Source organism: Algoriphagus namhaensis, from assembly GCF_042649705.1.
In the GTDB taxonomy this organism is placed as follows: Bacteria; Bacteroidota; Bacteroidia; order Cytophagales; family Cyclobacteriaceae; genus Algoriphagus; species Algoriphagus namhaensis.
This window is the reverse complement of sequence record NZ_JBHRZS010000007.1, coordinates 114,412-140,291: the sequence shown is the minus strand read 5'-3', so window position 1 is coordinate 140,291 and position 25,880 is coordinate 114,412. Positions and strand designations below refer to the sequence as shown.

Here is a 25,880-nt window from a genome sequence, read left to right as displayed (position 1 = left end):
CAAATTACAAAAAGAAAGTGAGAAGTAACCTGTGCTGTAGGCTACGCAAGAAATCGCTAAATTAATGGAATGAGCAAATCTCCCGCAATCAAACTCTACATCGCCCAAAGCCTGGATGGATTTATAGCCAGAGAGAATGGTGAACTGGACTGGCTGATGAATCTACCCAACCCAAACCAACTGGATTATGGATATGGAGAATTTCTAGAAGGAATTGATACCATTTTGATGGGTAGACAAACCTATGAGGAGATTCTGGGCTTTGGAGTGGACTGGCCTTACAGCGATTCGGAAACCTACGTACTCAGCCGGCAAAGAGACTACCAGACCAAAACAGCAAAAACGCAAGCTGTCGAGTTAACCTCATTCTCCCTAGAGAAAATTAAAGCTCAAAGCAAAAAATCTATTTGGATAGTAGGAGGAGGACAAATCATTACAGAATTGCTGAATTGGGATGAAATCGACGAAATTATCCTTACCATCATCCCTATAATCTTAGGAAATGGAATCCCCCTTTTTCCTAACTCACCAAAGGAAACCAGCCTGGATTTAATAAAAACACAATCTTTTGAAACTGGAGCTGTAAGCCTCACTTACCGAAGAAAACCCACAAAACCATGAAAATGAAATCCTGCTCTCATCTAGATCAAGCCCTTGCCGATGAGGTAAAAAATCCCAAAAGCCAAGAATGTGCTGAATGCGTCAAAACTGGTGACGAATGGGTCCATCTCCGCACTTGTCAAAGCTGCGGCATTACCTTATGCTGTGATAGCTCAAAAAACCAACATGCCAGCGCACATTTTGCTGAAAGCAAACATCCTGTGATCGCCTCGGCTGAGCAGGGCGAGCGATGGTTGTATTGCTATGAAGACGAGCTTTTTATGAGATATTGATTCTCTAATCAAATTTTGAATCCTTCTCAAACACTAAAAAATGCTGGATTTTCATAAAAGTCCCATTTTCTACAAATTTGAATCCATTGGCTTTTAGCTCCTTTTTGACTTGTGCTGCCGTCATTTTGTGTAAAGGCTTAATCATGATTGTAGGGTCCTCCCCTCTATATTCGATCAGCAGAAGCTTACCTCCAGGCTTGAGGGACTTTCTGATTTCTTGCAGCATTTCCTCTGGAAAAGCCAACTCATGATACACATCCACCATAAAGGCCAAATCCACTGAATTCTCCGGTAGGTTTGGGGATTTCTCTGTACCCAATACCGTTTCCACATTTTCAACTCCCTCTTGAGTACTTCGCTCATTCAGATAATCAATCGCATCCTGCTGAATCTCCACGGCATACACTTTTCCATTTGGCACTTTTGTCGCAACCCGAAAGGTATAATAACCGGAACCTGCACCGACATCTGCCACGACACTAGACTGGGTCACCGGTAAATTCTGGATAGCGAGGGACACACTTTCCTCTTGTTCCCTACTTTGGCGCTCTAGCCATGCTCTTCCAGCAAAGCCCATTACCTGCGATATTTCCCGGCCCATGTAGATTTTCCCAGTACCATCTCTTGTGGGGTTGGTATAGGAATAGCTTTCGGATGTCTCTTTCGTGGAGTTTTGAGCATCACAAGAAAAATGAAATCCCAATAAGGGTAGTACTAGCAGGATGAAAAGGCGTTTTTGCATAAGGTCTTTTTTAATTAACCTCAGAGGCCAACTCATGTTTGCCTGGATAGAAAAAAATCTAAATTCGATGCTTTTCGAGCTGGCTTTTAATCAATTCATAGCCTTTTTCAGCCATATCCCAAGGCTCGGAAAAATTTCGCCAAACCCCGATAGAATTGGCAAAGGCTGGGTCATTTCGTGTAAATCCTTCGATCGTTAGCCAGCCTTGATAACCTATTTTTTTCAATGTGGAAAAAGTCTGATCAAAATCCACATGACCAGATCCTGGAGTCCCTCGATCGTTTTCGGAGATATGAAAATGCCCGAGTTTTGGAGCTATAAACTCGATGGCTTGATCCATTTTTTTCTCCTCCATATTCGCATGATGGGTGTCAAACATGGCTTTGGCATTGGGATGGTTGACCTTGGCGAGCAAATAATCCAACTGCTCCATCGTATTGCACAAGAAGCACTCGAAACGATTTAATGCCTCAGGAGTACAGAGGATCCCAAGTGATTCGGCATATTCTGCGGTAGCATGAAGCACTTCAGCAGATCGATCATAGTCCACCTCCACCGGCGCCCGCTCTTCGAAAGTCGCAAATGCAGAATGGTAAGGACCGCAAAGAACTTGAGAACCCAATTCTGCCGAGCGATCCAAAATCCACTTCAATTTTTGTTTTGCCTTGTTTCGAACTGCGGCATCAGGGGAAATAGGGTTTTCATCCGGGCCCATCACGGTAACAGTGGTCACTTGTAGACCTATATCCGCACAATGGTTCCCAACAAGTTTGAATGCCTTTTCCTCCCAAGGCCCCACAAAAAATTCAGCCCCATCATATCCGATTTCTTTGAGTCGATCAAGAATTGGAAAGAGGTTTTCAGAGACTTCTGCCGACCAAGCGAGTACGTTAAATCCTATTTTATTCATGCTGCCATTAGTTAAAATCCGACACTTTCATCCCCTTTCTAAAGGTATCAAATCCAAAGGGTGTGGGTGAATAGTTCCCTACAATATCCATGGACCAGTCAGGAGAAATCACATCTTCCATTTCCAAGAGCCAAAAGGTGGCATTTACAATTAAGCGTCTGAGATCGGTGCTTTGAAAATCTAACGATGCACCCATGGTGGATGCGAAAAGCTTTCCTTTTTTCTCTCCCGGCATTTGATATTCCTTGGTCCAGGCAATGGGCATTAGCGACTTTTCCCACATCAAAGGTGCGGTATCTGTCATGCCAGCAGTAGACTGTCCCATAAGCAATACATTTGCGCTAGCCGGAAGATTCTTCACCGAATACACATCCGAAGGCCCCCAGATATCGTTTACTCCTGTGAGGATAGGATGATTGGCCAATTGGTTGACCCCCTCGATCAGCGCCCGAGTCCCTTCTTTGCCATGAATCCCATGATGTGCGACCCAAGTCTCCCCGATCACCTGCTGTCCAAAACCACCCTCCCATCCGGGAATCTTACTATTCCAATTCCAGCTTGCATAGGGAGATTCAGGATCTTTGATTGCGAAAGGATGGGTGGAAGTTCGTAGCGCAATAAATGGTTTTCCAGATCGAAAAAAGCTCTCAAAATGATCCATCTGATCGTTAGGAAGATCACGGAATCTAATGAGCATAATCATCAGATCCGCAGACTGAAGCGCGGAAAGGTTGGGAATATTCTGCTGGTAGTTGGGAACTACATCTCCACTCTCAGGCTCAATGGCAAACAGCACCGTGGTTTTGAATCCAAAACGGGTGGACAAAATTTTTGCAAGCATGGGCATGGATTCCTCTGAGCGGTATTCATCATCTGCTGCCACCAAGACGATGTGTTTTCCATTTCCTGGTCCTTCTCCTCCGGAAAATTCCAGAAATGTCACCCCATTTTGCGCTTGGAGCATGACAGGCAACAGAAAAAACATGAATAAAAAATGTACGCGTTGCAGGAAGGTCTTCATGGGCTCTAATTTTCTAGAAGAAATAAAAAAAGCCCAACGATTCCAAATGAAAGTCGGACCTTCGATCGAAGGGTACTTAAAATTCCTTCTCTAGATAGAAAACGGTCTTAAATGAACTTGATTCGAAACCCAGAATCAAGCCATTTGAATCGGCTATTTTTTTCGAAAGAGGAAGTCCCAGACCTGTTCCTTTTTCTTTACTGGTGCCGTACGAGGGCTTCACTCGAAATTTAAAAATCTCCGAATGTTCAGACTCAGGAATTTCCACTCCCTCATTGATAATCATCCATCGAATCAGCGCGTCTTCGATTTCGAGGATAAAGGTGACTGTTGCTCCTATTTGAGAAAACTTAATCGCATTATCCAATAGATTTTTCAAAATGATGCTGATTTCATTAATCTCCAGCACCACCTCTCTATCCGTGCCTTTGACCACAAAATCGATGTTTTGATCCTTCTGCTTGGCCTGCACTTGCATCACCTGCCGAATCTCTGAAGAAAACTCCACTACCCTACGCGCTTCCTTGTTTTGGCTTTCACTTTGAAGTTCCGTCAGCACATAGCTCAGAGTATTATTGAGTACTTTATTCAAATGATAGGACTGCTCTTTCAAGCTCGAGAGTATTCGCTCGATTTCTTTCGTTTCGAAAACTCCCTGATCCATTAAAGAAAGGGTGGTAGTAAGCGTCCCAATTGGGTTTTTCAAATCATGAGAAAGTAAAGCAAGTAGCCGGTCTTTCTGATCATTCACACGCCTAATTTCCACGATATTCTCCTGCTGTTTCGTACGGAGTCGATTCAAGGCATTCGTCTGATTTTTATATTGGGTGATGAAAACGTAAAGGCATATAAACACAAAAACGCTGCACCATAGGATCGTTACAAAATGATCCCAAAACAGGCTGGATTCATCCGTATAATTGGAAATCACATCCAACTTCCCATTTACATCCAGGTAGAAGATGGCGATATAAAAAAATAATGACCCTACAAACCAAACCAACCTCTCCCAGCCTCTTAACAAAACAGAGTAGATAATGATGAAAATAAAAAATGTATAGATGGTCGGACCTCGATAACCATCATTATTCATGAAATTAAAATAAATCCCAGCAATAGCGAATAGCAGTAAAATATGAATAAGGTAAGGCTTGAGCCCATACTTTCGGATCACCAGATACCCTACAAAAAATGGAATGGTCATTCCCAATTTAAGGAATACAATAAAACTATTCAGTCCAAGAATATAATCTGAGACTGCCAGCAATACCATAAGCATTGAGGCCAAAAGGCTAAAAAGCAACGCCGTCTTTTCCTGGAGCTTTTCGAAACCAAAAATAAATGTGCTCTTAATTGGCTCCTCTTTTAAAGCCCCCATAGATAAAAATATTATTTTTCATTTGACTCGTAAAAATAGAGAAATACCCGAGGAGAAAAAGAAAAAAAATTACTATTCCTTGAAATATTAAGACTTATCTAATAATAAACTACTCTTTCTGCTAAAAGTGCAAATATCCCGACAAATTATTCTAAGACCTTACTTGTTGGAGTGTAGTGCTATTCTATTCCCCTCAGAATCCATAAAAACTGCCATGTAGCCATATTCAGGAGAAATTTGCTGCTTTGGAATCTGCACGCTGCCACCAGCCTTCGCCACACGAGCCAGCTCGGTATCGCAATCTTCCGAATGAAAATACACCAGTGTTCCTGCACTTGAGCTACACTCGTAAAAGTCCTTGTGATAAACTAGGCTCCCACCCGCGCCATGACTCTTTTGGTCTGATGGAAACATGGCCATTTTAAATTCTCCCATATCCAGTTTTTCTAGTTTGCAATCGAATACGGTCTGATAAAAAGTAATCGCCCGATCCAAATCGGAAGTCGGAATCTCGAACCAAGCAACGTGAACAGGTTTCATAGCATTAGGGGTTTAGTGAATATTTAACTTCGAATTAACTTAATCGGGTAGGTTTTGCCAGCATTCCACTGACACACGTAGATATTTTCATCCTGATCGATACACACATCATGGCAATGCTTGAAAATAGGCTCAGATTGTACCATAAGCTGGAGCTCTCCATTTTTATATTCTGGAGCAGTTCCACCTGGATTTGATATGACTTTATTGTCTTGATCGAGAATAGTCACAAAACCAGAATTGTCCGTCTGGTTCAGGTATTTCAATCTTGACCAGCAAACGCCCGCATACAAATGATCCCCGTGGATCACCGGTCTACAAACGAAGGCTCCAGGAAGAAAGATGGTCTCCATGTACTTGCCATCCATACTAAAACGTTTGAAGGAATTATGCCCTCTCGAGGTACACATCAGAGTTGGAGCCTTGCCTCCACGCTGATCGATGGCAATGCCATGTGCAGTACTGAACTGTGCATCTTCATTTCCTGGCCCACCAAATTTCCGGATAAAATTCCCATCCTTATCGTACTGCAAAAAATACTGGGAACCATATCCATCTGCAATGTAAAGATCACCATTTGGAGCCACAGCCGTTTCCGTTGGCACCCATCTCATTTCTTCGGTATAAATCCCTTCTTTCTTTGGAAAAGGGATTTCAGACACCACTACTCCGTCCAAGGTAGTCTTCACCACACGCCCTCCATTATCCACCACCCAGAGGTATTCGGCATCTCCTTCGTCTACTAACGTCAGTCCATGTGCTTGACCTAGGCCAAGGGTCCAAGTTTTAAGAAGCTTTCCTGACTGATCGTAAATGATCACATTGTTTTTAGCTTCATCTGTAAGCATAATCATCCGGCCTTTGCTATCCATGACCATTTCATGGCAATTCACTACAGGAACCTTACTCGGGTCGAGCATCCCCCATTTTTCATCCACACGATATTGAAAATCTCCGTGTCCGATAAGTGGTGCATTTTTAAAATCAAAGGAAAAAGCAGGTGAAATACTCATAGCAAGTCCGAGGGTTGAGGTGGTTTTGAGAAAGTCTCTTCGAGATGTTTTCATGGAATAATTTAGATCTGTACCAATTTAAGGATTTCATCCCTAAGCCAAATAGTTTTTGTTATTTTAGACTATTGATTACCTAATTCAAAGGAAAATGAAACGATTCACCTTATTAACTTTCGCCCTACTCATGACTTTTTCTCTCGCAGCCCAGGAAATTGCCCTTCAGCTTTACAGCTTGAGAAATGAACTTAAAGATAACCCCGGTAAATACTTCGAAATGATTCCGAGCTGGGGAATCAACGCCCTCGAAGGAGGAGGTGGATATGGCTACTCGGACAGTGAATTTCAATCCATGCTAAAGGATAATCAGCTCAGGATCATTGGGGTGGGCGCAGATTACGGGCAACTCAGCCAAGACCTCTCCCCAATTATTGCCAATGCTAAAAAATTTGGTGCAAAATATGTGACCTGCTATTGGATCCCTCATGCGGAAGGACCTATCTCAGCAGAAGAATTAATCGATGCCACCGCACTCTTTAATGATGCTGGTGCAAAGTTGCAAAAAGAAGGCCTCACCCTACTCTATCATCCCCACGGCTATGAATTCAGTCCCACAGCAGACGGTCAATTGATGGACTACATGTTTGAAAATGCAAAAAACTTTGCCTTCAATATGGATGTATTTTGGGTGAAACAAGGGGGTGGAGATCCTTTGAAAATTATGAAAACCTATCCTGGTAAATTTCCTATGCTTCACATGAAAGATCGAAGAAAAGGCACGAAAAACTCCTTAGATGGCCGGGCCGACGTGGAAGATAATGTAGTCCTAGGTACGGGTGATGTAGGTATCGCAGCCATCATCAAAGAGGCAAAGAAACAAGGTACGGCCTTTTTGGTCATCGAGGACGAGAGCTCCAGATCAGTGAGTCAGATTCCACAGAGTGTCGCTTTTATCCAAAAGCATTTGAAGTAAAGAAATCAGATTTCTGAAGGGTTGAAAATAAGCGGGAAGAATTTCCCTTCGAGTTTCAATCCTTTTTTTATGGCTGGAATTCCCTCCAAAAGAGGCTCATCCGTATCCGATACTGTCCCATCTGCAAAGACGTTCAATACAAAAGCCTTCCGCGAACGATCAGAAAAATTTGCAAAGCTTCCGTGCACCAAAAGTGGATGGTGAAATGCTCCATGACCTGCCTTCAATGGAATAGGTACGGGCTTAAAGTTCGCTTTTTGCTCTTCGCTCATCATTTGCATCAGTCCATCCATTTCACCAGCTAGGGCAGGCTTCTCCAATAGGCCCCATCGATGGGATCGAGGCACATATTGCAGACAGCCATTTTCCTCATTGGCATCATCCAGCCCGCACCAGCAAGTTAGGTGCTGCATCTCGATCGTCCTGGTCCAGTAGCTGTAATCCTGATGCCAGGCCACATTTCCTCCATGATGCGCCGGCTTGCAAAAAAGCTGATCATGCCAAAAGCGTACTGCTCGATCTCCCAATAATTGAGAGGCAGCCATGCGGAAAGCAGGATTCCAGATCACATCATGAAAGGCCGGATGGATTCTCCAATGTCCCAGGGAATGAAAAAGGACCTTATTTGGATCACCAGACTCATTGCTATGAAACTCATGAAATAAAGAATGTAACGGATGTGTAGGATCCATTACTTCGTCCAAGGCATTTTTCAGGGCTTCAATTTGATCCTCATTGAGCAGTTTCACATCAGCGAGATAGCCCTCTTCATTGAAAAAATCGAGCTGTTCTTCGCTTAAGCGGTACTGCTCCCAATCGGCTTTGGTCTTGGGCTGTGGAAAAAGGTCGGAAATAGATGCGTGGAATTCTGCCAGATCATTCATATCAAGTAAAAGGCTTTTGGTAAAAGAAAGATAAGCAAAAATCAAAAAGTTACTTACAACCTAAGATTGATTAAGCTTCAAGCTTTTGCAACCGCTCCAAAAGTGGTGGATGAGAATAATTTACAAAGACGTACCAAGGATGTGGATTGATATTACTGAGAGAACTAATAGAAAGAGTTTTCAAAGCCTCTGCCAAAGGTTTGCCCGCAAAGGTCTCTTTTGCAAATGCATCAGCTTCGAATTCATTTTTCCGACTTAGCCAATTCATCCCTATTCCTATAATCATGGAAATCGGGGCAAATAGCATAATGAATCCAATTAGATTTAGCTCCACAGACCATTCTGATCCACCAAGTGCCAGACTCATCGGCTCATTGAAGATAAACTGGGCAAGAACAAAAAGAAGAAGACCTATTTGGAGGATAGAAGCCATCATCCCCCAAATGATATGCTTTTTCTTATAATGTCCCACCTCATGTGCCAGAACTGCGACTAGCTCTTCTGGCGTATGTTGATCAATTAGTGTGTCGTACAGCACTACTTTTTTCCTTTTCCCAAAACCGGAGAAAAAAGCATTTGCCTTGGCGGATCGCTTACTGCCATCCATCACCAAAATATTGTCCAGAGGAAAATTCACAGATTTGGCATAGCGCACGATACTTTCCTTGAGCTCCCCATCTTCCAGAGGCCTGAGTGTATTGAAGAGCGGGAGGATGACCGAGGTATAAAAGAGATTCACGAAGACCATAAATACTGAAGCAATCAACCAAAACTGCCACCAGAAATTTCTACCCATCTGATGGATCAGCCAAAGAAAAAGCACCAAAAGCCCCCCTCCGATAATCATGGAAAGAATATACCCTTTCACTTTATCCGTAAAAAAAGTCTTGATGGTGGTTTTGTTGAACCCAAATTTTTCCTCAATCACAAAGGTGCTGTAGTAGTCAAAGGGTAGACTGAGCACGTCAGATCCTATAAATATCAAAGCAAAAAATACCACCGACTGCGCTAGTGGGGGAATATGAAAGCCTGCCACCCATTGATCTATTGCGCCAAACCAACCAAAGCAGATAAAGCAAAAAGTAATCAAGAAAGAAACTGTGCCGGCTACTAATCCAAATCGAAAATTAGTTTGCTGGTAGGCTTTTGACTCCTTCAGTTTATCTTTTCCAAGATACTGCTCAAGGGTATCAGGAATAGCGGGTACTGGCTGTCGGTTATTGAGAAAACTTAGCGTCTTTTCCCAAAGGAATCCAAAAACCAAAACCCCTACTAACAAATAGGTTAGGTTTTCCGCTTGCATTAAATTTTAAAACTTAGGACAGGGAAGAATAGTGTCTCTTCGATTGGGTTTTCCCTGATATTTATTTGGAAGTGTCCAGGAGACGCTGAGCTCGTGCGCCCCACCGGACTGAATTCCAAGTTGTGATACCGTATAGTCAAAGCTGTAGCCCACATTGAGGCCACTGAGCAGATTTACCCCGACCATCATGACGATTGCATCCCTGTTGCTTTGATCCTCCACTGGTTTGTAAGGAAGGCCTCGATACCATAATCCAAAAACGAGAGGTTCCACATAGAAATACGCTCCCACATCCAACTGCTCGAAAGGTCCTTGACGCTTATAATTGATCGTAGGCGTAAGATATCTCTCTTTTCTCATATGTGTGAAATCCTGTCGCATGGATCCCTCACCGAGTGAGATCCTATAACCGGCATGCAAAGAGAATTTGGCAGGAAGTGGACTCACTCCGTCCAAAAAAGACTGATTCGGAGTATTCACATGATGCGCAGATCCTCCGATCCAAAAATCCTCAGTAAAGAAAAGTCCGCCAAAGGACAAAGAGAGCATATTCACCGGATCACCGAGACCCGGAATATCCGTTCCAGGTAAAATCGGCCCAAAAGGATCGCTAGGATTGATTTGATTTGCGAAAACAAGGTTTTCATAGAAACCGATTTCTCTGCGAATATAACTGGCTTGAAAACCTGGACGGAAATATGAATTTTCTCCCAATCTCAATTCGTATGAATAAAGTGCAGAGATAGTGGTCGACCGCAATTTTGCTGCACCTTCCGTATCCTGCATGACCATAATACCTACCCCGCTGTTGTAATCAGGCAAGTACGTGTCATAATAAGCTGAGAAAGTCGTAAACTGTGCATCTATGCTTGGCCATTGGTTTCTATAGTTGAAGCCAATCCGACCCGTCAACTCTCCTCCCGCCATAGCTGGATTGAGATAAAGAGGCGCCGCATAGTATTGACTATATTGCGGATCCTGAGCAAATGCAGAGGTGATGCTGCAAAAGCAGGCCATTACAAAAAAAACAATGTGAATCGAAGACCGTAACAAGTATTTGTTCGTTAATTTGAATATTCAGTCAGCTTTTAAAACGATTAGTCCTTCTTCTTGTTTTAGTAAGCAGTTCGAAAAGTATGAAAAGCCCCTTTAAATCCATAAGGTTGAAGTTTATTTTTGCTTGTTGCGCCCTATTAATTGTCTTTTGTCTTCCATCTGCGTCAAAAGCCCAAGGCTTCAATGATAACGAGTGGATTTTTGGTTATTGTGGAGCAGGTACTCCAAACAATTATCTTTCTTTTGGAAAAGGCGAAACACCCACGGTACAGACCCTTCCCGGCACCGTACTTGTTGGCTCCAATAACAATGCCATTGCGATCGATCCTATCACTGGGCAGCCGCTTTTCTTAACCAATGGAGAATTGGTGTATGACAATAGCTCCAATCCCCTACAAGGATCTGCTCCCGGGCTAAACGGAGATATCGATGGCAGGCAAAAGGTGGCTACTGGTTTTCTGGAGTACGACCCAGACGGAAATAAGCTCTTTTACATTTTCTATATCTCGCCTGGAGGACAGCTATTGTACTCAGTGGTGGATATGAATGCCCCGGGTCAGGCCGTGGGAAATGAGCGCCCACTAGGGGAGGTAATTTCCAAAGACGTGACCATTGGATCTGCAGAGGGTGCGCTTTTAGTAGTTAAAACTCCTTCCTCTCCTTCATATCTGATCAGTTTCGATAATGGAAATATCGTCTCTCGACGCTTAGATTCTGGAGAAGGAAACTTTACAACCACAGATACTGAAGCGCTCGGTTTTACCCCTGAAGCGATAGTATTTGATGCGGATCAACAAAAATTAATTCTGATTCCTCCAGGTACTGGCGGGGAGATAGTAGTTCTGGATTTTGATACGAGTAGTGGGACCTTTGGAAGTCCTCAGCCTATTGATCAATCCGGAAATGGAGAACCATTCGGCGGTGCAGCTTTTTCTCCAGATGGAGCTTTTGTTTATTTTTCAAGAGGAAATGAACTTGTCCGCGTGCCTGCAGATGATTTAAGTGCAACTCCAGAGGTCATTCCCTTGGCAGACAACCTAAACGGTGTTTATGACCTGAAAGTAGGTCCCGACGGAAATCTTTATTATATCTACGAAGAAGTAGCAGGCGGACCTCAGCTTATTGGAAGGGTAACCAATCCAAATGAACCCGATCTTGCTGCCATTAACCTTGAGGAAGATCCATTTATGGGAGTTGACTTTTGTGGAACTATATTCCCTGTATTTGCTCCCAATGCGGATATTGAGCCTACGGTCAGCTTTACATGGGCACCAGATATGCCTTGTGCCAATAACCCTATCCAGCTTACCAGTGAGATCACTCCAGAAAACTATAGACCTGTCAGCTTCAATTGGGAATTTGATCCTCCATTAGTAGACTCCTTGGGAAATCCAGTGGATAGTGACTACACTCAAGAGCATTTCTTGATTCCTGCCGATGCTGCCACTGGACAAAGCATAAAAGTAACCTTAACCGTAACCTTTGCAGACGGAGTCACTCGTACAGCCACGAATTCAATCACACTTACTGAAAATAACCTTGAGGCTAATTTCACTCCACAAGACACCACCATATGCGAAGGACAATGTGTGGATATTGGAGCTCTGCTCGAAGCTCAATCCATGAGTGGTGAACAGGGAGGTGAAACTCCCGGCGGAGGCGGAGGAGATAATTACGAATACTTCTGGTCCAACTATCGTGACGAGGGCTGGACCACTCGCCAAGAAAATGAAGTATGCCTACCGGGTACTTACTGGGTGCTAGTCCGTGAGCCTGGGTCAGAGTGCTATGCTTACGCTCAAATGACAGTGAAGGTCTGGGACCTCCCAGATCAGTCGAATAATATTTGGTACTTCGGTGACGGTGCAGGTTTGGACTTCAATCCAGACCCTGATGATCCCGAGGCACCTACGCCTCGGCCTATTGCTCAGCGGCATCCGCAGAATATTCCTGCAGGGACCACCACCATATCTGATCAGAATGGAGAGGTATTATTCTTTACCGACGGGCAATCTGTCTGGGATTTGAATGGAAACTTGATGGAAAATGGGGACGATATTGGCGGCGACAATGGATCCAGCCAAGGAGTAATCGCTGTTCCCGTTCCCGAAGACCGTACGCTATTTTATTTATTCACCACTCAACAATCAGCAAACGGAGAAAATGAAGTCAAATTCTCCTTGGTTGATATCAAAGCTGAAAACCAGAATGGTGTGGGGAATGTCACCACAAAAGATAACTTCCTTTTCAGTCCCTCCACCGAACACAGTGCTGCATTGAATGCAGGCGATACCACATGGGTGATGTTCCATGAGCTAGGCAACAATACCTTCCGAGCATATCCTGTTACCTTGAATGGTATAGGTGAACCTGTTTTGAGCTCTGTTGGAAGCAACCATGGATTTAACTCAGGTGTCGGAGCCATGAAATTCAGTCCTGATGGGGAAAAGCTCGCAGTGACTATTTCTGAAGGGGGATGCAATAAATTAGAGATTTTTGATTTTGACTCCAGTACTGGGGAATTGACAGAATATGCTCGGATTGATCTAGGCTGTGACGGGGACGTGTATGGATTAGAATTTTCAGATGAAAGTGATCGTGTCCTCGTCTCTTACAGAAATGGAGGCCCTGGCGTAGAAGAATTTATCATTCGTGCCGTAGAAAACGATGACCCAGATGCCTCCGCCTGTCCTGCTTGCTTTGGCACTGCTTCTACTCGACCGCAGATCGAAGCCTGTATACTCAGCACAAGAAACACGGTCAGTCAAACTTCGGGACTGGACCTTGGTGCATTGCAGATCGGCCCAGACGGCCAGATATATGTGGCAGTGGTAGGATCAAATCAGATCGGTCAAATCAACGTAGGGACTGGCTGTACTGCGAATTCCACCTTTACGCAGGACGCTGTAGAGCCCATGCCAGGGACAACGAATTTGGGGCTACCATCCTTTGTACAAAACTCCGGGAGTTCCATTCCCGAGCCTGCATTGGCTATCCCTGCCAGACTTTGTCTGGATCCGGATCTTGGAGCTGGAGCTCTATTGGAAGGTGGAGGAGAACCTGATATAGATTCCTATTTCTGGACGATTACAGCAGAAGACGGAACCTTTTTACAAAATGATTTTGGTGGTCCGGGTGATCAGTTCCAAACTCTGGAGCAGATTTTTGATGCTCCTGGAACCTACACCGTAGAACTGCGAGTAGATCGTTGTGGAGATCCAGAATATTTCAGAGCAGAAGGAGAAATATTGGTGGAAGCACCTCCTACGCTCACACTTCCTGATGCAGCCACTCTTTGTGCAGAGACACCTGTGACACTCACCGCCATCGATGGATACGATCCAGCGGAGGGACTTTATGATTTTGAATGGACCAACGCCGCTGGGCAAGTTTTCGGAGATGAAAATTCCAACTCTATCACCGTGACTGAAGAAAGTATCTACACAGTCAATGTCAGCTACAGAATTCCAGATGGTCTGTCAGATGATGAGGCCTTACTTTATGAAACTTGTCCTTCAACGGCTGAAATTTTCGTAGGGCCGGCATTTGAGTTTGATCTCACCCAAACTGCCGAGGAGGTTTGTTATGAAGACACCAATGTAATCTTCGCGCCAAATACGCCTATTGAAGGTGAATATTTCTATGAACTGGATGGAGACCCGAATCGAGTATCGCTAGGAACATTTTTCGAGCTCGATCTGAATATACTTGATCTACCTAGCCCCGGTCAGTATGAAATTATATTTGTGACTCAAGACCCAATTTTAGAGGGCTGTACAGTAGAAAAACGATTGGATTTGCTTGTCAATGAATTACCATTGTTGGTAGCTAATCAAACCACACCAGCGACTGATTGTACTTCTGCTGATGGATCATTTGAGATTATTATGCAAGGGAATGCTAGTACCGTCACCATATTAGAGACATCAGAAGTCTTTACTAATGTAAATGCAGGTGATGTGCTTTCTGTGGCTAATCTGAATCCTGGAGTCTACAGTATTGAAGCCGAAAATAGCACAGGCTGCTTCTACACAGCTACAGTTACGGTGGAGAATCTCAACCCACCTGCTGGTTATGAAAACACGGTATCTGTCAATGATGAGGTATGTCTACCAAATGGTGTAGGTGAAGGGAGCTTAACTGTTACTTTCACCAATGGCCCCGTGTCTGGCAGCTATATAATCACTCGCCAAGGAGATGGTCAAGAGGTCACAGGAACTTTCACTTCCGTGGATTTTGTGCAAATCCCAGTACCTGCTGGTGAGTATGCGGTTGAAATCCTTGATCCGTCCAATTGCCCTATACCAGATCCAAATCTGTATACAATTATAGAGCAAAATCAGGTAGTCTTCTCAGCACCGAGTGATTTTACCGCTTGTGGTGAGTTTGTTTTTACACCGAGTGCACCCAATCCATTGGACTTTACACTGACCAATGCCAATGGTACTGTGATTCCGCCTGATACCGATGGCAACTTCACCATCGATCAAAGCGGGGTGTATACCCTTCTAGGTGAGGATCCAGCAGGAATAGAGTGTCCACGCGAGTTGACTTTAACAGCCAATATTTCTCAAGAAATTGATTTCGAATTATCACCCCCAATTGTGGATTGTCAAGTGGGAACGAGATACGAGGCCGTCTTGAATAATGCAGATCCGGCTGATGTAGTTTTCTTATGGGAAGATGAAGCGGGAATCATTGTGGGAAGATCGCAATCTTTCACCCCACCTAGAGATGGAAATTATTCCCTTCAGGTACAACCACGGACAGGAGGACTTTGCCCGGTAAATCGTATTGATTTCTTCGCCGAAAATCTTGTTGAAAGTGTGGATGTGAGCCTAGATGTAACACCCTTCTGCGGAGATCAAAGCTCAACATTGATCAGTATTGAGGCTGATTTGACCACCGTAGCAAATATCGAATGGTATGAAGTGCAAGGTGGGACACGCACCAGACTTCCTCAGTACGACGACCAACCGATTATTGAAGTGGCACAAGAAGGGACCTACGAGGCATTACTAAGAAGTGCTGCTGGATGTGATCTCGGTAGAGCAAATGGTCAGGTGGTGCGATCAACCATAATTCCTCCCGTCGTTCCATCAGGTTTTACCATATGTGCTGTAGAAGGAGTCACCACTAGCATAGATCCCGGTGTCTATGATAATTATTCTTGGATTCTAAACGGAGAGGAAATATCGACTGCTGCTGTTTTCACGCCATTGTTGCCAGGCATTTATGAATTGACAGTTTCGGATAATCTTGGTTGCGAATTTGTAACCAGCTTTGAAGTCTTAGAAGACTGCGCTTTGCGGATTGTGTTCCCAGATGCCATAGTTCTTGATGACCCCAATAGGAATTTCATCCTTTATGCAAATGAATACATTGATGATGTCAATGTGCATATATTCAACCGATGGGGAGAATTGATCTTTTATTGCGAGCATCAAAATATCGAACCACGTCAGCCTTTCTGTCCTTGGGATGGGACCGTTGGTGGAGAATTTGTTCCAAACGGAACATATGCGGTGGTCGTTGAGTTTACCAGTAGAGACCAAAGTTTAACCCAAACCTTAACCAAGGCAATTACAGTCATTCAATAGTATGCTTATTTTAATTTCACCTGCGAAAACGCTAGATTACAGTACACCTTCCATTCAAGATCACACGCTTCCGGAATTCCAAAAAGACATTCGCTCCCTAGTGTCTGTGATGAAAAAGAAGACCGCCCCTGAACTCAGTAAATTAATGGGCATCAGTGAGAATCTAGCTACATTGAATGAGGAGCGCTTCAAGACTTTTCAGAAGAATTTTAGCTTTGAAAACTCAAAGCAGGCTTTGCTAGCCTTCAAAGGTGACGTTTACACTAAAATTGATGTGGACAATTATACCCAGGAAGATTTTGAGTTCGCACAGGAACACTTACGGATTCTTTCTGGTCTTTATGGATTGCTAAAGCCCTTGGACTTGATACAGCCTTATAGATTGGAGATGGGGACCAAAGTCGAGAATAAACAGGGGAAGAATTTGTATGAGTATTGGGATAAAAAAATTGCCAAGGCTATCAATAGCGTTGCCCTAGGGAAACCAGTCGTCAATCTAGCCTCTCAGGAATATTTTAAGGCAGTTCATCAACCGACACTTAAAAGCAAGGTGATCACTATTCACTTTAAGGAGCATAAGGACGGAGAGTATAAAATCATCGGTTTTTTTGCAAAACAAGCTCGTGGCATGATGACCAATTTTGCAATCAAAAATCAAATCAGTGACCCGGAAAATCTTAAAACCTTCAATGAAGGAGGGTATGAGTTTTCTGCACCCCTGAGCACTGAGAAAGATTGGACCTTCATTCGGTAATCTAATTGTTTTCAGAAGTTTAAGACTCAGATTTATTCTTGGATGAATGGGAATTATGGTATTTTTACTATCTATTTCCCATTCCTTAGAATATTTTGGCTCAAAATCTTAAACTCTTCTTCTTTAGCATAAGCCTTCTTTTGGCCTTAAGCTTGGTTCTGTTTGGGACTTTGGCAGGGAAGAATTTTACATATTTTAAAAACCAAAAAAACACAGGGACTACTTCAAGCTTCAACGATCCTTCACTGAGTGGACCGGAAAGGCTTTGTATAGTCTTCGGATCAGTGATTGGCGATTTTTTTGGAGCTGGAGATCCTATCACCGATGTGTACTCTTGGGAAATTTTGGGGCCTTCTGGGCAAATTTTATTTGACGGGGCGGGCGGTGCCGGTTTCCAAACTTTAAGCTATACATTTTCTCTAACTGGTGCACACGTGGTGAACTTATCAGTGTCAAGGGGTTCAGAGATAATTTATACTGAAAGCCAAAACGTAGAAATCATCCCTGGCGCCATAATCTCTCTCAGGCCGGATTACACCACATGTAGTAGCCAAAACCTGATCATTTCAGCTATTGATCCAGCCAGTTCCCGATTTGATGAATACATTTTTGAATGGCAAGATGAATCAGGAACCGTCATCAGCACTTCCAATGACCTTAACATTGTGAGCCCTGGCGACTATTCCGTAACTTTTTATCTTGAAGATAGTCAAGGTGAGAAAGCCTGTGAAAGAACGCTTTCCACTTCGGTTGCCTTAGCAGACCAGGTTTCAATCCTTGCAAGTGCCACTACAACTTGTCCAGGCGAGCCTGTAGATTTTACCACAGATTTAGGGGTTCTTGGAGATTGGTATTATCTAAAGGATGGGGATCCGCAAGAGGTTTTAATTACGACTTCAACTTCCATTTTTCTTGAGCCGAGCTTCGCTTTAGCTGGTCCAGGTGAATACGAAATAATCTTCAGAGTAGACAACGAGGAAGACCCTAATTGTTCCTTAGAGGCTCGCACTCCCCTGACTTATAATCCCAACCCAGAGTTTCGAGTGGTTTCTAGCCTAAGTTCCACGGGCTGCCAGGTACCTGATGGAAGTATAATAATCGAAGCAGTAACAGCACTTGATCAAGTTACTATTGCAGGATCTGGCCAAGTAAGTCCTCCACTATTGCCAGGAGATACCTTTGAGTTTACTGGCTTAAAATCCGGTACCTACACTGGACTTGGAACTTTGGGCGATTGTGTATTCCGATTAGCTACGGTAGTAAGTTTGGAGGATGCTCCTCAAAGTCTTGCATTCGAAATACTGGATATGAAAGGAGAAGAATGCACAGCCACTGGGAAAAATGAAGGCTCATTTTTGATACGACTGATCAATGGTGCTGTAGAAGGTGGATATAGAGTAATCAATGAACGAGGATCCATAGTGAGAAATGGAGACTTTGATGGAAGTGACTCCTACCCCGTCGAAATTTCCGGAGGTAAATATTTTGTTGAAGTTTTTGACCTTGAGAGCTGTAGTTTACCCAATGGAGAGGAGATTTTTATTGATGCGCTAGAACAGACTCAATTTTTTATCCAACAGCAAATATCTGTTTGCCAAACTTTTGACTACATCCCCATTACCTCTCAACCCCTAGAATTTACGCTAACAAAGCCAAATGGTGAAATAGAGGTCAAAGATGCCGGTGAAGCGTTCACGCTGGATCAAGCTGGAGTCTATGAAATATTAGGAGCGATTCCCGATCAAAACCTAATTTGCCCCCAACTTCAAACTTTTGAAGTATTTCTGGTAGACCCCATTGACTTTGAGCCCATCCTGATTGAACAGGATTGCTTTGGAAACAGAATCTACCAAGCCGATATAAAGGAGGCTGATCCGGATGATGCTATTTTCACCTGGCTTGATGAAAATGACAATATTGTCAGTCAAGGTGAATTCTTGATCCCGGTAACCAATGGACTCTTCAAGCTAGATGTTCAACCAAGAGGAAGTCAAGCCTGTCCGATACCTCCAGTGGAGTTCTTAATCGAAGAGCCAATTCTCTCAGTTGATCTAAGCCTGGAAAGCACCCAGCTTTGTGAGCTTGGGCCCGGAGCGATTATAAGCTTGACCAGTACTTTTCCAGAAGAAATTACAGACATCGAATGGAGAAGATATGATTCAGACAGAACTATAGAGCCCTTACCCCAATTCAAGGATCAAACTGAAATAACGGTAACAGAAGCTGGGGTCTACGAAGCTTCGGTATTTAGTAGAATCCCGGCCATCGGTAAGAATTGCGAACTTGGAAGAGAAACCATCACACTAGTTGTAAATCCAGATTTAATTTCTTTCACAGTTCCTGATTCATTATCCATTTGCGAGGAATTTGAATTCACCCCGGAAACTACTCAAGCTTTAATTTTCCAAGTAACGGCGCCTGATGGTAGCGTGGAAGAGAAACCTGCTGGAGAAGCCTTCCTCCTTAATCAGACAGGAGATTACAGCTTTTATGCTTTTGACCCAAATTCTGACACATTATGTCCAAACATTCAAACTCTGAATGTAACCGTGAACCCTTTTCCAATTTTCAGAACAGTTTATCAAAGCAAGGATTGTGATGGAAATCAGACTTTCCTTGCAGAAGTAGATAATTATTCTCCCAATGAAGTTACTTACATTTGGAGAGATCCTTCAGGTGTGACTGTCGCTGACGAAGCAATATTTTCCACTAGTTCAAATGGACTATATAGTCTTGAGGTGCAGCCCTTAAATAGCATTGCCTGCGATATAGAAGCAATTGATTTTGAAATAGAAGAATTGATTTTAGTCGCTGAAGTAAATTTGCTGGTGGATCCATTTTGTCCCGACTCTCCTTCTACAACTTTGACCACAGAAGCGAATTTGGATGATTTGGCACAAATTCAATGGTGGTTTACGGATTTTGATGGAAATGAATCTGAATTGGTGAATTTGAGAAATCAAGAATCTATTCAAGTAAGCGACGAAGGTACCTACGAGGTAAGAGCCTTTAATGATATCGGTTGCTTTCTCGGTTCTGATCTTGCCCTAGTAATTAGAGTTACTAACCCAGAAAGGCCCGAACTTGCAGAAAGCTATCAAGTCTGTTCTCGCTATGAAATCGGCCCAAGCATCGATCCTGGTTCGTTTGCAAGCTATGAATGGTATTTAGAGGATGTATTGGTATCCACATCTAGAATTTACAAACCTATCAATCCTGGCCAGTACACCTTACATGTGACGAGCCCTGAGGGCTGTCTATACTCTGGTTCATTCTTAGCTGAAGAAGAGTGTGAATTACGAGTGAGCCTTCCCAATGCGATACAACCAAGCAACCCGGATAAACAGTTTCTGGTTTACACCAATTACCTTATCGATGAACTCGAAGTTTCTATTTTTAATCAATGGGGACAATTAATATTTTATTGTCAAGAATTTGACTTATTAAGCGAAGAAGCTACTTGTTCTTGGGATGGAACTTTTGAAGGTAAAGCCATTCCAAATGGCTCCTATGCCGTAAGGCTAAACTTAAAAAACTACGGGCAAAATATTCACCAATACAGATTGGGGACGATTTTGGTCATTGAATAAAAACTGGAACATTTTTTGAACAATTGTGCAGCGAATCGACAAGGTGCTTAACTTTGTCCCACACCCTTAAAATTACCTCTTTTTGTCCGGTTTTGACCAATTTCCATTTGGGAAGATTGGAATTCCTTTCATTGCCCTTTTTCTTTTTTTTGCCTTTGGTAAATTGGGGAATACCTATGCCTATTCTACTGAATCCGAAACCTTTAGAGCTGATCCAGAGCTGAATGGGCCCGAAAGCCTCTGTATTGTTTTTGGAGGGGTGATTGGGACTTTTTCTGGAGGAGGAAATCCCGATACGGATATTTATTCTTGGCTGGTGACCACGGGCTCAGGCGAAGTATTATTTGATCGTACAGGTGGTCGACAATTCAATGAAATCAAAGTTTCCTTTAATTCGATAGGTACATTCACCGTAGCCTTATCCGTACGTCGAGGAACAGAAATTATTTATGAAAGTACACTTGAAGGTGAAGTCACCAAAGGTCCAGAGATAGCCTTGCTTCCCGATTATTTGCTGTGTGGAACTGAACCAGTGGAACTTATCGCACTTGATGAAGATTCTCCAAACTTAAATCAATATTCATTTATTTGGCGAGACGGAGCCGGCAATATTGTCGGTGATCAAAATAAATTTTACACCCTAGCTGAAGGCCGGTACTTTGTAGAGCTTTTTCTCTCCGGATCAGACGGAAGTCAAAACTGCCTGATCACTGGAAACACCTATGTGGGCCCAAGTTTGGACTTTGAGGTGAGGGCTTCAGCTACTCGAATTTGTGAGGGTCAAGGAATCCGTCTAAGTACCGATACCCCAATCTCAGGGCAATGGTTTTTACAAAAACCTGGGGCTACACAAAAAGAAGACATTGGAAGCGCTTTCTCTATCAATCTTGATCGCTCTGATTTGACGGAACCAGGATTTTATACTGCTTCGTTTGTCGCAACAGACCCTTTGTTCCCAGACTGTCCTTCAGAAAGAAGTGTGACATTTGAAGTTTCAGAAGCACCGAAAATTGAACTCAGAAAAATCAACGAACCAAGAGATTGCGCAGAACCCACAGGAATCTTTTCTGTGAGTACCCAAAGTCCTATTGATTCGCTTGTCATCCCGGAATTGAATTTTTTTCAATCCAATATTCCTTCTGGCCAAGAAAGACTTTTCGAAGATCTAAAGCCACAGATTTATACCGTTTCGGGATACAGCAACGGATGTGAGTTTACCACATTAATGATTCTTGAAGCTGAAGATCCGCCTACGAGCCCAAATCCTCCTGCGCAAGTGGAGGTGAACTACACACTCGGAAAAGAAACCTGTGATGGATTTTCAGTAAAACCTGGGTGGATAAATCTTGATTTTCCTGAGGGACCAGCTTTAGGAGAATATAGAATCCTTGCCCTAAATTCGGGAACTGTTAAAGAAGGAACCATCGATAGCCAAAATTCCTTACGTGTAGACTTACCTGATGGGACCTACTTTTTTGAGCTGAAAATCGATGGATGCACCTACCCTGTTCAGGAATTTACCATAGAAAATCAGGATCAAGTGGATTTCAGTATCCCGGATCAAATCAACATTTGTGAGACTTTTCAATTTATCCCTGAAACAGGTCAAAATCTAGCTTTCACCCTGACGTTTCCTGATGGACGTGTGGAAAATCGTAATGCAGGTCAGGCTTTTACATTGACAACGGCAGGTGAATATGTGTTGGAGGCGAGAAATAGAGATAGCTCCTCAGGAGAATGTCCAAAGCAGTCCACCTTTACCGCCACTCTTTCACAAGCCATACAATATGAGGTCGTCTTAATTGAAGAGGATTGTTTCGGGAACAAAGTTTTTGAAGCCCAGCTCAAAGGAATTGACAATAGCCAAGCTAGCCTTCGATGGCTTAATGAAGAGGGGGAAATCGTAGGGAGAAATCCTATATTTTATCCCACAGCCATAGGCAAATATAGTTTGGTAGTTCAACCTTTAGAGAGTGGCTTCTGCCCGGTAAATCCAGTTGAATTCGAAATAGAGCCGCCGATTTTACAGGTTGATGTGGAACTGACCGCAACTAAAATTTGCCCTGATCCAAATTTTGCCATGGTCAGTCTAGAAACAGATGAAGAGGAAGTGGTATCTATAGAATGGATTTATTACGACACTCAAAACCAGCGTCAAGACCTCGATGAATTTAAAGACCTTTTTGAAATTCAAGTCTTTGAAGTGGGCGCATATGAAGCCGTCGTTTTCAATAAGTTGGGATGTGAAATTGGCAGAAACTTCATCAATGTAGAGTTGAGTGCACTTTTAGATTTGCCTGAAATAGCTGATAAAGTTGCCGTCTGTTCCAAAGAAAACACGCTTCCCCCGTTAGATCCTGGGGAATATTTAGAGTATGCCTGGTATTTCGAGGAAAATTTGGTTTCCACTTCACGGCTTTTTAAGCCTAAACAAGTTGGGGATTATACCCTTTTTGTGACCACAGTGGACGGATGTGAATTTTCGAAGCCATTTGAGACTTTCGAAGTTTGCGACTTTGACCACGTTTTTCCCAATGCCATGGTCCTAGACAATCCGGATAAGGATTTCAGGGTCCTCGTAAGCGAGGGTGTGACCGAAGCAGAACTTTTGATTATAAACAGACAAGGAGCACTGATTCATAGAGATTTGGCTATTGGATTCGAGCCTAGAGTTCCAATTTTAAGGTGGAATGGCACTAGTCAAGGTCGAAAAATCCCCTTAGGCACCTATGCGGTTGTACTCTTCCTTCGAAACACCGAGTATGGCTTCAATGAAAAAGTCACTGGATCCCTCTTAGTATTGGAATAGATTCCATCCAGTTTTAGAAATTTTATTTACGGGAAAGTTGAAATCGGATATTTTTCCTATTTTCAATCCATTCAAACGATTGAAATGCTTACCAAAACCCGTAACCTATCTATTCTATGACTCAATCTATTAACAAGACAGCGCTCTTCAATGCGAGCTGCTTTGCGCTGATTACCACCGCTTTTACCTTTGCGATCAGGGCTGGGATCCTACCTCAACTTGGGGACGAGTTCGGCCTCAGCGCTGAGCAACTTGGCTTTATCAACTCCATGTGGTTCTTAGGATTTCCAATTTCCATGATCCTAGGGGGAATTTTTTATCACAAAGTTGGGCCGGCAAACATTATGAGAATTGCATTTGTGACCCATACCTTAGGTATTTTATTGACAATTTTCGCTGATGGATATAGCACACTTTTGATCTCCACACTTTTCATTGGATTTGGCAATGGCTGTACGGAAGCTGCTTGTAATCCTATGATCGCGGATATGTACACAGGCGTGAAAATGAATAAAATGCTCAATAGATTCCACATGTGGTTCCCCGGGGGAATTGTATTGGGTTCCTTGATTTCGAAATTCATGACCGATCTAAATATGGGCTGGGAAGCGCAGATTTGGATTATGATGGTGCCAACTATCATTTATGCAGTTCTTTTTTTCGGAAAAACCTTCCCTCAACCGAAGGTAGAAGGAGCCACTTCTCTTTTGGAGAATGTTAAGGCAATGTTTTCCCCAGTATTTATTTTCTTGTTCTGCGCAATGGCACTTACTGCCATCTCAGAATTTGGCCCTCAGCAATGGGTAGGTTTGATCATGGGATCTAGTGGAGCTAGCCCAATGTTGATACTGGCTTTGACCACTGGGGTAATGGCAGTAGCACGATTCTTTGCCGGTCCAGTAGTCTCAAAACTCGGACAAACAGGTGTCTTGCTGACCGGATCTATTCTAGCTACCATAGGCGTGTATCTCTTCAGTACAGTAACAGGACCCATGGCCTATGTGGCAGCTGTAATCTTCGCTCTGGGCGTTGGTTATTTCTGGCCGGTGATGGTTGGAGCTGTAGCCCAAAGAGTACCACTTAGTGGCGCCCTAGGAATGTCAATTATCGGAGGTGTAGGGATGTTTTCGACGGCTATCTTCCAGCCTATCATTGGTAGCTGGATTGATGATGCTAATGCCACCAATGCAGCTGCAGGCCTGTCTGGAACTGATCTAGAATTAGCCGCTGGACAAGATACTTTAGAGAAAATGCTTTTGTTCCCAGGAACTTTGATTATTCTATTTATAATCTTTTTCTTCTGGCAAAAAGGCTCAAAACCTGCGACAGCAGCAGCCGCTCATTGATTTGAAAGCAGCCTCGGGCTGCTTTTTTTAATTGCAGGAATAGCTTCTATAGTCCTCCTTAAATAGGGACCAAAGCTTACCGTCTTCATCGCGATAGGTAATGGTTTGTGTGGGCTCCAAAATTTCTATCCCATCTACCTGTATGGAGCTTCCATCAGCCAAAATAATGGTACAACCACCTGTAAACTCTTCCACCTCAAGCAGAGAACAGGAAAAGGAAAGAATTAAGATGAATATCAAACCGAGTTTTCTCATGTGATCATTTTCTCAGGTGGAAATATCTGTAAAAATAATGAGGGAAGAAAACCGAATAAAAATTCACCAAATCAACTGTAGGAGTCAAGGACATTTTCGGGGTTGATCCTCCTTGCTGATTTTAAGGGGAATTATTTTGGTATGAGTAGAAAAGCGGGAATCCCAAAATATAATTTTATACTTTTAACCACCTAGACAAACTTCACTTGGATTCATTTCTCATGATTAAAAATACACTACGACTCGCTCTCATTTTTTTTTGCCTCACATCGATCCAAAATCTCCTAGCGCAAACCCGCCTCGAAAATCAAACAGTCACTGATCTCAACAAAACTCCAAACTATGCCTTTGGCGTCTCGGATGAAGATGGTCTTCGTGGAGCCTTGGGGATGTACGAGGTCCTCATCTCTAATGGGGTACAAGTAGAAAATTTTGAAATCATCGTAAAAGGCCCTGTGGTTAAAACCATGATCAAAGGCTCACAACTGGAAAAAGACCTGGAAAAATACCGCGAAAAGGTGCGAATAAGTATTTGTAATATTGCTATGAAACGGCAAGGCGTAGCTGAAGAGGATCTCTTCCCAGGCCTGACCGTGGTAGAAACTGCCACCATACGAATGCTTCAACTTCAGGCTTTGGGATACAATACCATACAGTGATGAGTGAAATCCCTAGACTTTAGTGAACGGGTTATTTTCCCAAAAGGCTACTCCCCCTTTCCCAAATCTCCAAAAAGGGAAGAGAAACCAAAATTCACCAACAAGCCACTTAGGCAGATTAAATGGTAATTGAACAATCGTTGCTAATAGCAAGAGC

At 43.2% G+C, this 25,880-nt stretch carries 19 protein-coding genes; 9 read left to right on the top strand and 10 right to left on the bottom strand.

Annotated features, from left to right (window positions below; genetic code table 11):
• Positions 1-69 precede the first annotated feature (69 nt).
• Positions 70-621 (top strand): dihydrofolate reductase family protein, encoded by a 552-nt coding sequence (locus ACFOSV_RS08965; RefSeq protein ID WP_377905583.1) that lies wholly within the window; start codon positions 70-72, stop codon positions 619-621.
• 2 nt (positions 622-623) lie between these two features.
• Positions 624-893 (top strand): UBP-type zinc finger domain-containing protein, encoded by a 270-nt coding sequence (locus ACFOSV_RS08960; protein WP_377905581.1) that lies wholly within the window; start codon positions 624-626, stop codon positions 891-893.
• Between the two features lie 4 nt (positions 894-897).
• Here ACFOSV_RS08960 and ACFOSV_RS08955 read toward each other — a convergent pair whose 3' ends face one another.
• From ACFOSV_RS08955 to ACFOSV_RS08930, 6 genes are all read right to left on the bottom strand, one after another.
• Positions 898-1,635 carry a class I SAM-dependent methyltransferase gene (locus ACFOSV_RS08955; RefSeq protein ID WP_377905579.1) on the bottom strand — a complete coding sequence of 246 codons (738 nt, stop codon included), beginning with the start codon at positions 1,633-1,635 and terminating at the stop codon, positions 898-900.
• Between the two features lie 58 nt (positions 1,636-1,693).
• The gene (locus tag ACFOSV_RS08950) at positions 1,694-2,545 is read right to left on the bottom strand and encodes a sugar phosphate isomerase/epimerase family protein (RefSeq protein ID WP_377905577.1); all 852 of its coding nucleotides are present in this window, start codon (positions 2,543-2,545) and stop codon (positions 1,694-1,696) included.
• Positions 2,546-2,552: 7 nt separating this feature from the next.
• Complete coding sequence (locus ACFOSV_RS08945) at positions 2,553-3,566, bottom strand: ThuA domain-containing protein (RefSeq protein WP_377905575.1); 1,014 nt, start codon at positions 3,564-3,566, stop codon at positions 2,553-2,555.
• Positions 3,567-3,642: 76 nt separating this feature from the next.
• The gene (locus ACFOSV_RS08940) at positions 3,643-4,944 is read right to left on the bottom strand and encodes a sensor histidine kinase (protein WP_377905573.1); all 1,302 of its coding nucleotides are present in this window, start codon (positions 4,942-4,944) and stop codon (positions 3,643-3,645) included.
• Between the two features lie 159 nt (positions 4,945-5,103).
• On the bottom strand, positions 5,104-5,484 hold the full coding sequence (locus tag ACFOSV_RS08935) for a VOC family protein (RefSeq protein WP_377905571.1): 381 nt from the start codon (positions 5,482-5,484) through the stop codon (positions 5,104-5,106).
• Between the two features lie 23 nt (positions 5,485-5,507).
• The gene (locus tag ACFOSV_RS08930) at positions 5,508-6,551 is read right to left on the bottom strand and encodes a twin-arginine translocation signal domain-containing protein (protein ID WP_377905569.1); all 1,044 of its coding nucleotides are present in this window, start codon (positions 6,549-6,551) and stop codon (positions 5,508-5,510) included.
• Between the two features lie 94 nt (positions 6,552-6,645).
• On the opposite strand from ACFOSV_RS08930, the gene ACFOSV_RS08925 reads away from it, so the two are divergent.
• Positions 6,646-7,467, top strand: coding sequence for a sugar phosphate isomerase/epimerase family protein (locus ACFOSV_RS08925; protein ID WP_377905567.1), 822 nt, complete (start codon positions 6,646-6,648; stop codon positions 7,465-7,467).
• Between the two features lie 5 nt (positions 7,468-7,472).
• Here the strand turns inward: ACFOSV_RS08925 and ACFOSV_RS08920 are convergent, their stop codons facing one another.
• The 3 genes from ACFOSV_RS08920 to ACFOSV_RS08910 all read right to left on the bottom strand — a co-directional run bounded on the left by ACFOSV_RS08920 (position 7,473) and on the right by ACFOSV_RS08910 (position 10,692).
• Positions 7,473-8,351 carry a phytanoyl-CoA dioxygenase family protein gene (locus ACFOSV_RS08920; protein WP_377905565.1) on the bottom strand — a complete coding sequence of 293 codons (879 nt, stop codon included), beginning with the start codon at positions 8,349-8,351 and terminating at the stop codon, positions 7,473-7,475.
• Between the two features lie 70 nt (positions 8,352-8,421).
• Positions 8,422-9,654, bottom strand: a complete 1,233-nt coding sequence (locus tag ACFOSV_RS08915) for a M48 family metallopeptidase (RefSeq protein ID WP_377905563.1) — start codon at positions 9,652-9,654, stop codon at positions 8,422-8,424.
• 6 nt (positions 9,655-9,660) lie between these two features.
• Positions 9,661-10,692: a PorP/SprF family type IX secretion system membrane protein gene (locus tag ACFOSV_RS08910; RefSeq protein ID WP_377907289.1), complete on the bottom strand. Its 1,032-nt coding sequence runs from the start codon at positions 10,690-10,692 to the stop codon at positions 9,661-9,663.
• A gap of 125 nt (positions 10,693-10,817) precedes the next feature.
• On the opposite strand from ACFOSV_RS08910, the gene ACFOSV_RS08905 reads away from it, so the two are divergent.
• The 5 genes from ACFOSV_RS08905 (at position 10,818) to ACFOSV_RS08885 (ending at position 24,809) form a co-directional block, all read left to right on the top strand.
• Complete coding sequence (locus ACFOSV_RS08905) at positions 10,818-16,310, top strand: T9SS type B sorting domain-containing protein (protein ID WP_377905561.1); 5,493 nt, start codon at positions 10,818-10,820, stop codon at positions 16,308-16,310.
• Position 16,311: 1 nt separating this feature from the next.
• A complete protein-coding gene (gene yaaA, locus ACFOSV_RS08900) occupies positions 16,312-17,064 on the top strand; it encodes a peroxide stress protein YaaA (RefSeq protein WP_377905559.1) in 753 nt (250 codons plus the stop codon).
• Positions 17,065-17,159: 95 nt separating this feature from the next.
• Complete coding sequence (locus tag ACFOSV_RS08895; RefSeq protein WP_377905557.1) at positions 17,160-20,654, top strand: hypothetical protein; 3,495 nt, start codon at positions 17,160-17,162, stop codon at positions 20,652-20,654.
• 82 nt (positions 20,655-20,736) lie between these two features.
• A complete protein-coding gene (locus ACFOSV_RS08890; RefSeq protein WP_377905555.1) occupies positions 20,737-23,463 on the top strand; it encodes a hypothetical protein in 2,727 nt (908 codons plus the stop codon).
• A gap of 116 nt (positions 23,464-23,579) precedes the next feature.
• Positions 23,580-24,809, top strand: a complete 1,230-nt coding sequence (locus ACFOSV_RS08885) for an MFS transporter (RefSeq protein WP_377905554.1) — start codon at positions 23,580-23,582, stop codon at positions 24,807-24,809.
• A 27-nt stretch (positions 24,810-24,836) separates the two neighbouring features.
• Here the strand turns inward: ACFOSV_RS08885 and ACFOSV_RS08880 are convergent, their stop codons facing one another.
• Positions 24,837-25,064 carry a hypothetical protein gene (locus tag ACFOSV_RS08880; protein WP_377905552.1) on the bottom strand — a complete coding sequence of 76 codons (228 nt, stop codon included), beginning with the start codon at positions 25,062-25,064 and terminating at the stop codon, positions 24,837-24,839.
• A 221-nt stretch (positions 25,065-25,285) separates the two neighbouring features.
• Between ACFOSV_RS08880 and ACFOSV_RS08875 the strand changes: the two genes are divergently transcribed.
• The gene (locus tag ACFOSV_RS08875; protein ID WP_377905550.1) at positions 25,286-25,723 is read left to right on the top strand and encodes a DsrE family protein; all 438 of its coding nucleotides are present in this window, start codon (positions 25,286-25,288) and stop codon (positions 25,721-25,723) included.
• Positions 25,724-25,880 lie beyond the last annotated feature (157 nt).

Bases quoted from the DNA above. Each gene is read 5' to 3' on its own strand.
- ACFOSV_RS08965 (WP_377905583.1), top strand. From the start codon at position 70: ATGAGCAAATCTCCCGCAATCAAACTCTACATCGCCCAAAGCCTGGAT.
- ACFOSV_RS08960 (WP_377905581.1), top strand. From the start codon at position 624: ATGAAATCCTGCTCTCATCTAGATCAAGCCCTTGCCGATGAGGTAAAA.
- ACFOSV_RS08955 (WP_377905579.1), bottom strand. From the start codon at position 1,635: ATGCAAAAACGCCTTTTCATCCTGCTAGTACTACCCTTATTGGGATTT.
- ACFOSV_RS08950 (WP_377905577.1), bottom strand. From the start codon at position 2,545: ATGAATAAAATAGGATTTAACGTACTCGCTTGGTCGGCAGAAGTCTCT.
- ACFOSV_RS08945 (WP_377905575.1), bottom strand. From the start codon at position 3,566: ATGAAGACCTTCCTGCAACGCGTACATTTTTTATTCATGTTTTTTCTG.
- ACFOSV_RS08940 (WP_377905573.1), bottom strand. From the start codon at position 4,944: ATGGGGGCTTTAAAAGAGGAGCCAATTAAGAGCACATTTATTTTTGGT.
- ACFOSV_RS08935 (WP_377905571.1), bottom strand. From the start codon at position 5,484: ATGAAACCTGTTCACGTTGCTTGGTTCGAGATTCCGACTTCCGATTTG.
- ACFOSV_RS08930 (WP_377905569.1), bottom strand. From the start codon at position 6,551: ATGAAAACATCTCGAAGAGACTTTCTCAAAACCACCTCAACCCTCGGA.
- ACFOSV_RS08925 (WP_377905567.1), top strand. From the start codon at position 6,646: ATGAAACGATTCACCTTATTAACTTTCGCCCTACTCATGACTTTTTCT.
- ACFOSV_RS08920 (WP_377905565.1), bottom strand. From the start codon at position 8,351: ATGAATGATCTGGCAGAATTCCACGCATCTATTTCCGACCTTTTTCCA.
- ACFOSV_RS08915 (WP_377905563.1), bottom strand. From the start codon at position 9,654: ATGCAAGCGGAAAACCTAACCTATTTGTTAGTAGGGGTTTTGGTTTTT.
- yaaA (WP_377905559.1), top strand. From the start codon at position 16,312: ATGCTTATTTTAATTTCACCTGCGAAAACGCTAGATTACAGTACACCT.
- ACFOSV_RS08885 (WP_377905554.1), top strand. From the start codon at position 23,580: ATGACTCAATCTATTAACAAGACAGCGCTCTTCAATGCGAGCTGCTTT.
- ACFOSV_RS08880 (WP_377905552.1), bottom strand. From the start codon at position 25,064: ATGAGAAAACTCGGTTTGATATTCATCTTAATTCTTTCCTTTTCCTGT.
- ACFOSV_RS08875 (WP_377905550.1), top strand. From the start codon at position 25,286: ATGATTAAAAATACACTACGACTCGCTCTCATTTTTTTTTGCCTCACA.